The sequence below is a fragment of the Cedecea selenatireducens genome (genome assembly GCF_042138895.1).
Taxonomy (GTDB): domain Bacteria; phylum Pseudomonadota; class Gammaproteobacteria; order Enterobacterales; family Enterobacteriaceae; genus Cedecea; species Cedecea selenatireducens.
On the sequence record NZ_JBHIKW010000009.1, the window covers coordinates 84,427 to 97,400 of the forward strand.

Sequence of the window (12,974 nt, forward strand, 5' to 3'; positions counted from 1 at the left end):
AATTACCGCTCCCTTTTTTATCAGATGTGCCTGTCGGTTAATTCAAAACGCGGTGACACCAGGCCATACAACGTCCAGCCTAAGAACGTCACCATCGCACCATAGAGCATTGCCTCCTCCCCGGAAGAGTACAGCGCGTAGAAGCTGTAAATCGCGCCAATAAGGGCAATTATGTTCGCCATCCTCGCTTTACCTGCCTCTACCTTCGCTAGTTTCTGAATAATCACCAGCGCCGCCATCGACAGAATATAAGGGATGATGTTGGTGACCACCGCCAGGTTAACCAGCACGTTGAACTGTTTGTTCAGCGAAGGGCTGATGGTCATCAGCGACAGCAAACTCTGGAACATAACAATGATCAGCATGCCTTTGACCGGGGCGTCAGCCTTTGACAAGCGGGAGAAGATTTTCGGAAAGTAGCCTTCATCGGCGGATGATTTAAACACCTGCGCGATGGTGAACTGCCAGCCGAGCAGCGAGCCGCAGCACGACATCACCATCAGACCCATGATCACCTTGCCGACCGTCGGATTAAACATCTGGGCAAAAGCCACGCCAAACGGTGCCGTAGAGTTAGCGATATCGACGTTGGGTACAATCCCGGCTATTACGTTGGTTGAAATAATATAAATCACCGCCGCGCCCAGCGTGCCGCCCATCACGGCAATTGGCACGTTGCGCTCCGGGTTTTCCACTACATCGGTATTGGCGCAGGCGGACTCCAGCCCAAGGAAGGCCCACAGCGTCATCGCGATAGAAGAACCAACGGCCTCAAAGAACGGAACATGGTGCGGGTTCCACGATTCGGCATACAGGGAAGGGCTGAACCAGAACCAGCCGATTATCGACAGTCCAAGCACCGGGATTATCACGCCCCAGACGGTAATGCTGCTCAACTGCCCGGTTATGCGCGCTCCGCCGAAGTTGGCGACGGTACAAATCCACAGTACGCAGATAGTGGCGATAGCAATTTGCACCGGCGACAGTATCGCGCCGAACAGTTCGCTGCCGTAGCCCACAGCCGAAATAGCAATCGCAACGTTCGCAATCAGCAGCGATACCCCGTAGGTGTAGTTGGCCATAAAGTTGCCGGATTTGCCGAAAGCGTATTCGGCATACCCTCCCATACCGCCGGATTTGCGGCTGAACATCCCGCATTTGGCAAAGGCGTAGGCCAGCGCCATCGAGCCGACGGCGGTAACCAGCCAGGAGATAATCGAGATAGTCCCGACTTCTGCCAGCTTGGTGGGCAGCATAATAATGCCCGAGCCCATCATGTTCACCGTGGTGAGGATAGTCAGCTGCACCACGCCCATCTTGTTGCTTTTTTGCGTTGCCATAATCAAAGTCTCAACGTGAAAGTGGTGGGAAATTAGCGTTTCAGCACATAGCTCCAGACGCGTTTACGTCCGTCGCACTCTTCGATGTACACGCCCTGCAATTCCGGCGCGAAGCCGGGAAGCTGGTTAATGCCGTCCTCCAGCGCCTGGAAATAGTGCTGTACGGAACCCCCCCAAATTTCTCCCGGCACTACGCACAGCACTCCCGGTGGGTAAGGCAAGGCGCCTTCTGCAGCAATACGGCCTTCCACCTCGCTGAGCGGCACCAGCTCAACTTCGCCGCGAACAAACGCAAGGTTTGCCTGCTGAGGATTCATCGCAACGCGTGGGAAATGGTCGTGGCGGAACATCTCTTTTTGCAGCTGTTTCACGTCGAGGCTGGCGTAAAGATCGTGCATTTCCTGGCATAGCTGGCGCAGGGTGTAGCCTTCGTAGCGTTCCTGATACTGGTGGTATAAAGAAGGGAGAACTTCGGCGAGCGGGGCATCGGTTTCCAGCAAATGCTCAAAGCGTACCAGGTGGGCGACCAGATGCTGCATTTTTGCCATGTCTTCAGCCGGGGTGAGCAGGAACAGAATAGAGTTCAGGTCGCATTTCTCAGGCACGATGCTGTTTTCACGCAGGTAATTAGCGAGGATGGTAGCGGGCACGCCAAAGGCTTCGTATTTGCCGGTGGTTGCATTAATGCCCGGCGTCGTGAGAAGCAGCTTGCAGGGGTCGACAAAATATTGATGTTCGGCGTAGCCTTCGAAGGCATGCCAGCGCTCGCCGGGTACGAAGTGGAAGAAACGCAGATCGTTGGCAATTTCCTCGGTTTCGAACGATTCCCACGGTTTACCGTCTACCAGCACCGGTACAAACGGGCGCAGGTGTTTACAGCTTTTCAGCAGCAGTTTGCGTGTATCGATTCCGGTTTCCACGCAGTTCATCCACATACGTTTGCCACTTTCGCCTTCGTGCATTCTGGCGTTGACGTCCAGCGCGGCAAACAGAGGATAAAACGGGCTGGTTGAAGCGTGCATCATAAAAGCGTTATTCATGCGTTTATGGTTAACGTAGCGCGCCTGCCCTTTGATATGGCTATCTTTTTTGTGGATCTGGGAGGTTTGTGAGAAGCCAGCCTGCTGCTTATGCACCGACTGCGTAACCAAAATTCCCGGATCGTTTTCATCCAGCTCGAGCAGCAGCGGCGAACAGGCTTCCATCATCGGAATAAACTGTTCATAGCCCACCCAGGCCGAGTCAAACAGGATGTAGTCGCAAAGATGCCCGATTTTATCAACCACCTGGCGCGCGTTATACACCGTGCCGTCATAGGTGCCGAGCTGGATAACCGCCAGGCGGAAGGGGCGTTGTTCGCGGGCGCGGTTTGGCGCTACCGCTTCGATTTGCTCACGCAGGTAACGCTCTTCAAAGCAGTGCGCGTCAATGCCGCCGATAAAGCCATACGGGTTGCGGGCAGTTTCCAGATAAACCGGCGTCGCACCGGCCTGAATTAATGCGCCATGGTGATTCGATTTATGGTTATTACGATCGAATAAAACTAAATCTCCCGGCGTTAACAACGCATTTAATACGACTTTATTGGATGATGAGGTTCCGTTAAGTACGAAATAAGTTTTGTCGGCATTAAAAACTTTAGCTGCGTGCTGTTGCGCAGTACTTGGTGCACCTTCGTGAATAAGGAGGTCGCCCATTGAAACATCGGCATTACATAAGTCAGAACGGAACAGCGTTTCGCCAAAGAAATTAACGAACTGATTACCGGTAGGGTGACGGCGGAAAAATTGGCCGCCCTGGTGTCCCGGGCAATCAAAAGCACTGTTTCCTTGTTCGACATAATTAACCATGGCGTCGAAAAATGGCGGGCGTAAACCGTTTTCATATTTTTCTGCCGCGGCTTCCAGCTGGCGGCCATAATATTCAGACTTGGTTTCACTGGGTTCGAAAATGCCGGTGATGCGGGAGTAATATTCCTCCGGGATCATTTCACTCTCGTTAATCGCCACAAACACCGGCAGGCCAAAGCCGGTCTGCTCTATCTGCTCCATGATGCCGCTGTACAAGTCGGGTACCGACAGCACGGCGGCGGCCACGTCGATGAAATCAGTGGACAATAAATTGACGATTTCTCTTTCGGTAGTAAAGCAGTCAGGGCAATTACGATTAAGCGCGATTTTTAAAGATTGCATAATATAACCTTTATTTCAGATAAAGTTGTCCTGCAATTGCTAATAGCTCAGCAATTGTGGGTGGCTGGAAAATGACAATAGCGTGCCGCTGACTCAATAATAATAGTCAGTGTGCCAGGTCATTTTTTTGAATAATAAAATCCCGACGGCCCAGCAGCCGCGAATAAACAGATTTTATTTTGTTGCCGACGAAATTAGACGCAGGTTATGGGCCACCCAAAATGAATCAGGTAACGGAGATAACAAGGCTAATTCAGTGTCTGCTGTCTGAAAGGTTAGAGAGCGTCAAAGAAGTGGAAGTCAAAACAGCTGCGGTGGGAAACCATCATAATATGCGTTGTGCGCCTGATATGAGGCATAACCCGATTGTTGTTTTCCATTTGATTATCCTTTTATGTAAAGGTAGTGCCATTTTATCTGGCGAAAAGCCTTTTACTGTGAGCTTTATCAACAAATAAAAGGTGAAACAGAAATAAAAATTCATGGGTTATGCATAAAGTAGTGAATAGGTTTGCATAAAGATCTAATGGTAGTGGAATTGTTTATTATGTGTTGTTGTTTGTAGTTAAATGATCTGATTTCAATAGGTTAGGTGGGAGGCGCCCTGAGGCGCCCGAAGGAAGAGTTTAGCCCAGAGCAACCATCAAACCGCCGCAGGCGATCAGCGCCACGCCGATACCGGCAATCAGCGAAACTTTCTCGCCGAAAAAAATCACCGCCAGGATCACGGCAAACACCACGCTTAGCTTGTCTATCGGCGCAACCTTAGAGACTTCGCCGTTTTTAATCGCCATAAAGTAAAACAGCCACGAAAGGGCTCCGGCCACGCCGCTCAGCAGAATAAACAGCAGCGCTTTTTTGTCGGCAAACACCGTACTGACCAGGTTCATCTTACCCTGAACCACCACCACACCGACCAGGAATAGCGCCATGACTACGGCGCGAACGGCCGTAGCGGTATTGGCATCCAGATGCTGCAAACCAACCTTACCAAAAATAGCTACCAGCGCCGCCGTGGCGGCAGATAGCAGGGCATACATTAACCATGCGCTCATAAAAGGCTCCTCTTGAACGGACAAGAGGTTACTCTTTCACAGCATAAAGCGGTAGCCGATGCCGGTTTCGGTTAGCAGGTGGCGAGGGCGGGCAGGGTCGCTTTCCAGCTTCTGGCGCAGATGGCCCATATAAATGCGCAGATAGTGGCTGTGCTCCACGGCATTGGGGCCCCAAACCTGGTTGAGGAGCTGGCGCTGTGTCAGCACTTTTCCGTGGTTATTCAGTAGGGTTGCGAGCAGGCGGAATTCTATCGGGGTAAGGTGAATTTCCTCTTCGCCGCGGGTGATGCGGCGCGAAGAGAGATCGACCGTAATGGCAGAGAATTGATAAACAGGATCGGGCTGAACCATGCTGGCGTGGCGGCGCAGGGCAACCCGTAGCCTGGCCTGCAGTTCGCCAATGCCAAAGGGCTTGCTGAGAAAATCGTCCGCACCGGCATCCAGCGCGGCAATTTTTGCCTGTTCGTCGCTTCGGGCTGACAGCACGATGATTGGCGTCTGGCTCCACTGGCGGAAGTCACGAATAAAATCGATACCGTCGCCGTCCGGCAGGCCGAGATCCAGAATCACCAGATCCGGCTTGCGGGTGGCGGCTTCAATCAGGCCGCGCTGCAGCGTTTCGGCATCAAACACGCGCAACGATTCATCTTCCAGCGCGGTGCGCAGAAAGCGGCGGATCTCTTTTTCATCCTCAATTATCAGAACCGTTGTCACAGCGCCTCAATCATTTCAGGGAGTTCGGGGGGAGGCGATAAAGGTAGCACAACGTGGAAGCTGGCACCGCCTTCCGGGCGGTTGAGCGCATAAATTGTGCCGCCGTGAACTTCAACAATCGCCCGGCAGATAGCCAGCCCAAGCCCAACGCCTGGAATCGCTGACTCTTTGTTACCGCGGGCAAATTTATCAAAGATCAGCAGCTCTTTACCAGCCGGAACCCCCGGGCCGCTGTCCCAGACTTCCAGATCCAGCCTGTCCGCCGTGGCGCTGGCTTTAATGCCAATGTCGGCTTTATAGCCGGCATATTTCACCGCGTTTTCCAGCAGGTTGATCAGCACGCGCTCAAACAGCGGGCCGTCGACTTCAATGAGCATCAGCGGGTCGGGCAGAGTGAGGGCAATATGGCGACCGCCGAGGCCCGGCTCAAGCATTTTCAGCGCGCTGCCAACCACTTCTTCCAGCGTCAGCCACTCTTTACGCAGGTTAAAGCCGCCGGACTGAATGCGGGCCATATCCAGCAGGTTATTCACCAGCCGGGTAGTATTTAGCACGTGCTGGCGGATCTCGTTGGCCTGCGGGGCATGTTTTGAGCCTTCGCTGGCGAGATCCAGCGTCAGGATTTCTGCCTGGCCGAACAGGACGGTGAGCGGCGTACGCAGGTCGTGCGAAAGTGCCGCCAGCAGCGAGTTACGAATTTGCTCGCGCTCGCTGGAAAGTCTCGCCTGTTCTTCGCTGGCCGTGAGCAGCAGCCTGTCCAGCGCGGTGGCTACCAGCAGGGTAAAGGTTTCCAGCAGGCGCTGCTGCTCGGGGATCATCAGCTGGCGCAGGTTTTCCGGCTCGACGACCAGCAGGCCCAGCGTTCTTTCCGTGGTGCTGAGCGGCAGAATTCTGTAGGGCACGCCCGGTAGCGTATCGGTTCCAGCCCCGGCAGGTTGCCCTTTATCAAAGCTCCAGCGGGCAATAGCCTCATCCAACTGAGCGGGTTCACCTTCGGCAGCGATGCGGCTGAGCTTCCCGTGTTCATCCGGCAGCAGCAGCAGGCTGCGGGCCTGGAAAGTATTATTGATGAACTGCACGCTGGTGGCGGCGACGTCCTGCGGCGTTCGGTCATCGGCCAGCGCTTTAGACATCTCATACAGGTGACGTGTGCGCTGCTCACGATAGCGGGCGATCCGCGCCTGGTAGCGCACGCCAGCGGTCAGATTGCCGATCACCAGCCCCACGGTGAGCATCACGCCGAAGGTTAGCAGGTACTGCACATCCGAGACGGCGAGCGTGCCTCGCGGAGCAATAAAGAACAGGTCAAAGCTGATAACGTTGACTATTGTCGCCAGCACCGACGGCCAGCGGCCATAAAATAGCGCCACGATAACCACGCCCAGCAGGTAGATCATCACCAGGTTGGCGGCATCAAAGGCAACCAGCCACTGATTGGCGATAAACGTGATGAACGCGCAAAGCACCACCGCCACGGCGCAGCCGCGCAGCTGAATCCGCCACTTCTCGCTTAAGGCCCTGGTGTCCGGCGCTCTGGTCGGGGAGGGGAGAGGTTTTTCATCCAGCGCGACAATCACCAGATCGAGGTCCGGGGCGCGTCTGGCTAAGCGATCGGCAAAAGAGGTGCGGTGCCACCAGCGGCGCGTTGTGTGGCGGCCAATAATGATTTTGCCGAGGTTGTGCTCGCGGGCATAGCGCAGTACCGCTTTCTCTTCATTTGGATCGGCTAGCGTGGCGGTTTCTGCGCCCAGCTCCTGAGCCAGCCGCAACGCGCTGAGAATGGTGCGGCGCTGGTGTTCGGGCAGGCGATGAAGCTGCGGCGTTTCAACGTAAACGGCATGCCAGACGCTGCCGAGCTTGGCGGCCAGGCGTGCGGCGGTGCGAACCAGCTTTTCATTGCCGTTGCTGTGGCCGATGCACAGCAGGATGGCGTCACGCGTGTGCCAGACTTTTTCCTGCCCCTGATTATCCCGCCAGGCACGCATCTGATCGTCTACGCGGTCCGCCGTACGTCGCAGTGCCAGCTCGCGCAGGGCGATCAGGTTGCCTTTACGGAAGAAATGTTCGATGGCGCGTTCGGCCTGACCGGAGATATAAACTTTGCCTTCGTGCAGGCGCTGGCGCAAATCGTCCGGCGGCAGGTCAACCAGCACAACTTCGTCGGCCGCGTCAAAAATAGGATCGGGGACGGTTTCGCGTACCTGAATCCCGGTTACGCCGCCCACCACGTCATTCAGGCTTTCGAGGTGCTGAACGTTGACTGAGGTCAGAACGTCGATGCCGGCTTCGAGCAGCTCTTCAACATCCTGCCAGCGTTTGGGATGGCGCGACCCTGGCGCGTTGCTGTGCGCCAGTTCGTCCATCAGAATCAGAGCCGGATTGCGGGCGAGGGCGGCGTCCAGGTCAAATTCCTGAACCAGGCGCCCCCGGTGATGAATACGACGAGGGGGCTGAATCGTCAGCCCCTTTAATAGTTCGGCGGTTTCCTGGCGGCCGTGGGTTTCCACCACGCCCACCAGCACATCGAGGCCCTGCGCTCGCAGGCGCTGCGCCTCCTGAAGCATTGCGTAGGTTTTCCCGACGCCTGCACAGGCGCCGAAGAAGATTTTCAGTTTCCCACGCGGCTGGCGGTTTACTTTCTCCAGCAGCTTATCGGGGTTGGGGCGCAGCGGCTCCTCGGTCATAACGCGTCCTTTTTACTTCGCCTGGAGATGGTCCAGCGCCAGGTTCAGCTTAACGATGTTCACTACCGGCATGCCGATAAAATTCACCAGCGGCGTCGTGGTGTTTTCAGCCACCAGGCGAGCGACCTGCTCAACCGGAAGATTTCTGGCTTTAGCCACCCGTGGAATTTGCCACGCGGTAGCCTCGGGAGAAAGCTGCCCGTCCAGGCCGCTGGCCGACGTGGTTACCAGGTCAACCGGGACCGCCGGATTAGCGTCCGGGTTAGCCGCACGCAGCGCGCTAATGCGAGCCTTAACCTCTTTGTCCAGCTCCGGGTTGCTGGCCGCAAGGTTGCTGCCGCCGGATGCCATTGGATTATAGGGGCTATCCGAGGTGGCAGAAGGGCGCCCCTGGAAATATTTTGCGTTAGTAAAGTTCTGGCCAATCAGCTCTGAACCACGAACTTTACCGTCTTCAACGATCAATGAGCCGTTGGCCTGGGCCGGGAACCACCACTGCCCCAGCAGCGTGGCGACGAGGGGGTAAACCCCGCCGGTAATCAGCGTCAGGATAATCAGCAGTAATAAAGCGGGGCGTAACGTAGCCATGTTCTTTTCCTCTTAGACCAGACCGAGCACGGTCAGGATCACGTCAATCACTTTGATACCAATAAACGGCACGACGATACCGCCCAGACCATAAATCCACAGGTTGCGGCGCAGCATTGCCGCGGCGCTCAGCGGCTTGTAGCTGATGCCTTTCAGGGCCAGCGGGATCAGGCAGATGATGATCAGCGCGTTAAAAATGACCGCACTCAGAATGGCCGAAGCAGGGGAGTGCAGGTGCATCACGTTCAGCGCGTTAAGCTGCGGATAGGTCACCGCAAACGCCGCCGGGATAATGGCGAAGTATTTCGCCACGTCGTTGGCGATACTGAAGGTGGTCAGCGACCCGCGCGTCATCAGCATTTGCTTCCCGATGTGCACCACTTCAATCAGCTTGGTCGGGTTAGAGTCCAGGTCCACCATGTTGCCGGCCTCTTTCGCCGCCTGAGTCCCGGAGTTCATCGCTACCGCAACGTCTGCCTGTGCCAGCGCAGGGGCATCGTTGGTACCGTCGCCGGTCATGGCGACCAGTCGGCCTTCGGCCTGATACTGACGAATCAGCGCCAGTTTGGCTTCCGGCGTGGCTTCTGAGAGGAAGTCATCTACCCCGGCTTCGGCGGCAATGGCAGCGGCGGTCAGGCGGTTATCCCCGGTGATCATTACCGTTTTGATGCCCATCTGGCGCAGCTGCGCGAAACGCTCTTTAATGCCGCCTTTAACGATGTCTTTCAGCGCAATCACGCCCAGCACGTTGGCCCCTTCGGCAACCACCAGCGGCGTGCCGCCCTGACGAGCTACGCCTTCAACCAGCGTGTCGACCTGCGCCGGGAAGTGGCCGTTGTTCACCTCCACATGGCGACGGATGGCGTCCACGGAACCTTTACGGATCATGCGGTCCTGAATGTTGATGCCGCTCATGCGGGTTTGGGCGGTAAACGGCACGAACGTCGCCTGCAGGCTTTGCACGTCGCGTTCGCGCAGGTTAAAGCGCTGTTTTGCCAGTACCACGATGCTGCGGCCTTCCGGGGTTTCATCCGCCAGCGAGGCCAGTTGAGCCGCGTCGGCCAGCTCTTTTTCATCCACGCCAGGCGCAGGCAGGAAGGCAGAAGCCTGACGGTTACCGAGCGTAATGGTACCGGTTTTGTCCAGCAGCAGGACGTCGATATCCCCGGCAGCTTCTACCGCACGGCCGCTGGTGGCGATAACGTTCGCGCCCAGCATGCGGCTCATCCCGGCAACGCCGATGGCGGAAAGCAGGCCGCCGATGGTGGTTGGGATCAGGCAGACCAGCAGGGCAACCAGCACGGTCACGCTTGCCGCCTGGCCGCCGTAGGCGGAGAACGGCCACAGGGTAGCGGTCGCCAGCAGCAGTACGATGGTCAGCGCTACCAGCAGGATAGTCAGGGCGATTTCGTTCGGCGTTTTACGACGCTGGGCGCTTTCAACCATGGCAATCATGCGGTCGAGGAAGGTTTCCCCCGGGTTGACGCTGCACTGAATAACCAGCCAGTCGGACAGAATGCGCGTCCCGCCGGTCACCGAGGCAAAGTCGCCGCCGGACTCACGAATAACCGGTGCTGATTCCCCGGTAATGGCGCTTTCATCTACCGACGCGCCACCTTCAAGGACCTCGCCATCGCAGGGGATGATATCCCCGGCTTCCACCAGCACGACGTCACCTTTACGCAGGTCGGCTGCCGGAACATGGTCAACCTGGGCATCGTGCTGCGGGCTGCGCAGTTTGCGCGCCCAGCTGGTTTTTTTCACCCCTTTCAGGCTGTTGGCCTGGGCTTTGCTACGGCCTTCCGCCAGCGCTTCCGCGAAGTTGGCGAACAGCACGGTAAACCACAGCCACAGGCTGATGGCGAGCGTAAAGAGGGCGTCACCCTGCTGCAGGCCGGTGATCATCGCTATCCCGAGCAGGGTAGTGATGATGCTCCCTACCCAGACGATAAACATCACCGGGTTGCGCCACTGCACCTGGGGTGCGAGCTTTTTAAAAGAATCAATTAGCGCCTGACGGATCAGACCAGGTTCAAACAGCGCCTGTTGCTTGCGACTCATGGAAGCCTCGTAATCAGAAATTAACCAGAGAAAGGTGTTCCGCAACCGGGCCTAAAGCGAGGGCGGGGATAAAGGTCAGGGCGCCAACCAGCAGCACTGTCCCAATCAGTAAACCGATAAACAGCGGGCCGTGAGTAGGCAGCGTACCGATGCTGACGGCCTGGGATTTTTTCGCGGCCAGTGAACCGGCAATCGCCATCACCGGGATAATCACCCCGAAGCGACCAAACCACATGCACACGGCCAGCAGCACGTTCCAGAACGGCGTGTTGGTGCTCAAGCCTGCGAAGGCGCTGCCGTTGTTGTTGGCGGCAGAAGAAACGGCGTACAGCACTTCGCTGAACCCGTGAATACCTGGGTTAGCTATCCCGCTGCGGCCTGCGTCGGTCATCAACGCCAGCGCGGTGCCGATCAGTACCAGGGCAGGCGTGATAAGGATGGCCAGCGAAGTCATCTTCATTTCCGGCACGTCGATTTTCTTACCCAGATATTCTGGCGTACGGCCAATCATCAGCCCGGCGATGAACACCGCCAGCAGCACGAACAGCAGCATGCCGTACAGGCCCGCGCCCACGCCGCCGAACACCACTTCACCAATCTGCATCAGCCACATTGGCACCATGCCGCCCAATGCGGTAAAGGAGTCATGCATCGCGTTAACTGCCCCGCAGGATGCGGCGGTGGTAATCACCGCGAACAGGCTGCTGTTCAGAATGCCGAAGCGGCTCTCTTTCCCTTCCATATTGATGCTGCTGTTTGCGCCCAACTGGGTGAAGTGCGGGTTACCCTGCAGCTCGGCCCACATCACTACCACCACGCAGACCACGAAGATAATGGTCATTGCCCAGAGCAGAGCACGTCCCTGACGGCGGTCGCCTACGGCTTCACCAAAGGCGAAGCAAAGGGCTGCCGGGATCAGGAAGATGGAGAGCATTTGCACGAAGTTGGTCAGCGCAGTGGGGTTCTCAAAGGGGTGAGACGAGTTGGCGTTAAAGAAGCCACCGCCGTTGGTACCCAGCATTTTAATGGCTTCCTGAGAGGCGACAGGCCCCATCGGCAGCACGTGCTGAACGCCTTCAATCGTGGTGTAAGGCTGGTAGTCGGCAAAGTTTTGCAGCGAGCCCTGGCTAATAAAGAACAGCGCCATCAGCAGGGCGACAGGCAGCAGGATATAGAACGTAACGCGGGTTAAATCGACCCACGCGTTGCCCAGCGTGCTGGCGGAATGGCGAGAGAAGCCGCGGATCAGCGCAAACACCACCGCAATACCGGTCGCCGCTGAAACGAAGTTCTGCACCGTCAGGCCAACCATCTGGCTGAAGTAGCTCAGCGTGGTCTCACCGCCGTAGGACTGCCAGTCGGTGTTGGACACGAAGCTTACTGCCGTATTCAGCGCCAGATGCCACGAAAGCCCCGGCAGCTGCTGAGGGTTGAGCGGCAGGCTGCCCTGGAACATCAGGATCGCGAAAAGAAACAGCAGCCCGAAAACGTTAAATGCCAGAATCGCCATCAGGTAGCGCTTCCAGCCCATCTCTTCGCCTTTACTGCCAATCAGCGACCACAGAAGAGGTTCTATGCGGCCGACCACAGGCAGAGGTTCACCTTCGATCAGGCGGGCAAGCACCGCTCCCAGCGGTTTCGCAAGGGCGAAGAGCACCAGCAGGAAGCTGGCGATCAGTAAAAATCCGGACGCAGCCATTAAAAAGCCTCCGCTTTAATCAGGGCATAAACCAGGTAACCCAACAGCAAGAAGACCAGCACGATGCCGGTTATGACGCCTGCACTCACAATCCACCTCCAACGGTGCGTTAAGCATTTCGCGGCAGAATAGGATTTCGGGTGAAAAGATGTCGTAAAAGTCCGGGGGCGGGGTGTAAAAAAAGTATAAAAATGGAAAAGCCATTGGTTAACTAATGGTTAGTATTTATTTAACCATTTTGTAACTTAATTACGCGTGCAGTGATAAATAGCGCACAAAAAAGCACAATTATCTGGTCGGATGAGTAGTAAACTTTCACGTAATGAGATAGTATTTTGACCAGATAACAAGTTTCGATTTTCCGACATGCGGTGTCGGTCACACATTATGAGGAGAAGCCTATGTCTTTATATAAAGAATACCCTGCGCATCAGGTCATCCTGCGTCGCGCATTTGCAGTCGCGGCGGGCGTGCTGGCGCTGCCGGTGATGCTGTTCTGGAAAGATCGCGCACGCTTTTACAGCTATCTGCATCGCGTGTGGTCCAAAACCAGCGACAAGCCGGTATGGATGGCGCAATCAGAAGCCGGCGCCTTCGATTTTTACTAAAAGCTGAATCGATTTGACGAAAGCTACCTCCGG

The 12,974-nt window shown here is 56.2% G+C and carries 11 protein-coding genes; 1 reads left to right on the forward strand and 10 read right to left on the reverse strand.

The annotated features are described in order from the left end of the window. Window positions 1-20 precede the first annotated feature (20 nt). The 10 genes from potE to kdpF form a co-directional block, all read right to left on the reverse strand. Window positions 21-1,340, reverse strand: coding sequence for a putrescine-ornithine antiporter (gene potE, locus ACE38U_RS15490; RefSeq protein WP_176982611.1), 1,320 nt, complete (start codon window positions 1,338-1,340; stop codon window positions 21-23). Between the two features lie 32 nt (window positions 1,341-1,372). Then, window positions 1,373-3,532, reverse strand: a complete 2,160-nt coding sequence (speF, locus tag ACE38U_RS15495; protein ID WP_038474637.1) for an ornithine decarboxylase SpeF — start codon at window positions 3,530-3,532, stop codon at window positions 1,373-1,375. 275 nt (window positions 3,533-3,807) lie between these two features. Then, window positions 3,808-3,912, reverse strand: coding sequence for a leader peptide SpeFL (speFL, locus tag ACE38U_RS15500; protein WP_144244031.1), 105 nt, complete (start codon window positions 3,910-3,912; stop codon window positions 3,808-3,810). A 246-nt stretch (window positions 3,913-4,158) separates the two neighbouring features. Then, window positions 4,159-4,587, reverse strand: a complete 429-nt coding sequence (locus ACE38U_RS15505) for an EamA family transporter (RefSeq protein ID WP_038474634.1) — start codon at window positions 4,585-4,587, stop codon at window positions 4,159-4,161. 36 nt (window positions 4,588-4,623) lie between these two features. Further along, window positions 4,624-5,301, reverse strand: coding sequence for a two-component system response regulator KdpE (gene kdpE, locus ACE38U_RS15510; RefSeq protein WP_038474631.1), 678 nt, complete (start codon window positions 5,299-5,301; stop codon window positions 4,624-4,626). Continuing rightward, complete coding sequence (gene kdpD / locus ACE38U_RS15515; RefSeq protein ID WP_176982612.1) at window positions 5,298-7,985, reverse strand: two-component system sensor histidine kinase KdpD; 2,688 nt, start codon at window positions 7,983-7,985, stop codon at window positions 5,298-5,300. The genes kdpE and kdpD overlap by 4 nt, the downstream gene beginning before the upstream one ends. A gap of 12 nt (window positions 7,986-7,997) precedes the next feature. After that, the gene (gene kdpC, locus ACE38U_RS15520; RefSeq protein ID WP_375530084.1) at window positions 7,998-8,573 is read right to left on the reverse strand and encodes a potassium-transporting ATPase subunit KdpC; all 576 of its coding nucleotides are present in this window, start codon (window positions 8,571-8,573) and stop codon (window positions 7,998-8,000) included. A gap of 12 nt (window positions 8,574-8,585) precedes the next feature. Continuing rightward, window positions 8,586-10,634 (reverse strand): potassium-transporting ATPase subunit KdpB, encoded by a 2,049-nt coding sequence (gene kdpB, locus ACE38U_RS15525; RefSeq protein WP_176982614.1) that lies wholly within the window; start codon window positions 10,632-10,634, stop codon window positions 8,586-8,588. Window positions 10,635-10,647: 13 nt separating this feature from the next. Continuing rightward, window positions 10,648-12,333, reverse strand: a complete 1,686-nt coding sequence (gene kdpA, locus ACE38U_RS15530; protein WP_176982615.1) for a potassium-transporting ATPase subunit KdpA — start codon at window positions 12,331-12,333, stop codon at window positions 10,648-10,650. After that, on the reverse strand, window positions 12,333-12,422 hold the full coding sequence (kdpF, locus tag ACE38U_RS15535; RefSeq protein ID WP_008456132.1) for a K(+)-transporting ATPase subunit F: 90 nt from the start codon (window positions 12,420-12,422) through the stop codon (window positions 12,333-12,335). The genes kdpA and kdpF overlap by 1 nt, the downstream gene beginning before the upstream one ends. 312 nt (window positions 12,423-12,734) lie before the next feature. Here kdpF and ACE38U_RS15540 point away from each other — a divergent pair, with 312 nt between their 5' ends. Further along, entirely contained in the window at window positions 12,735-12,941 is a 207-nt protein-coding gene (locus ACE38U_RS15540; RefSeq protein ID WP_038474616.1) for a YbfA family protein, read from the forward strand. The last annotated feature ends 33 nt before the right edge of the window (window positions 12,942-12,974 follow it).

Excerpts from the sequence above, each read along its gene's own strand:
- potE (WP_176982611.1), bottom strand. The coding sequence starts at position 1,340 with ATGGCAACGCAAAAAAGCAACAAGATGGGCGTGGTGCAGCTGACTATC.
- speF (WP_038474637.1), bottom strand. The coding sequence starts at position 3,532 with ATGCAATCTTTAAAAATCGCGCTTAATCGTAATTGCCCTGACTGCTTT.
- speFL (WP_144244031.1), bottom strand. The coding sequence starts at position 3,912 with ATGGAAAACAACAATCGGGTTATGCCTCATATCAGGCGCACAACGCAT.
- ACE38U_RS15505 (WP_038474634.1), bottom strand. The coding sequence starts at position 4,587 with ATGAGCGCATGGTTAATGTATGCCCTGCTATCTGCCGCCACGGCGGCG.
- kdpD (WP_176982612.1), bottom strand. The coding sequence starts at position 7,985 with ATGACCGAGGAGCCGCTGCGCCCCAACCCCGATAAGCTGCTGGAGAAA.
- kdpC (WP_375530084.1), bottom strand. The coding sequence starts at position 8,573 with ATGGCTACGTTACGCCCCGCTTTATTACTGCTGATTATCCTGACGCTG.
- kdpB (WP_176982614.1), bottom strand. The coding sequence starts at position 10,634 with ATGAGTCGCAAGCAACAGGCGCTGTTTGAACCTGGTCTGATCCGTCAG.
- kdpA (WP_176982615.1), bottom strand. The coding sequence starts at position 12,333 with ATGGCTGCGTCCGGATTTTTACTGATCGCCAGCTTCCTGCTGGTGCTC.
- ACE38U_RS15540 (WP_038474616.1), top strand. The coding sequence starts at position 12,735 with ATGTCTTTATATAAAGAATACCCTGCGCATCAGGTCATCCTGCGTCGC.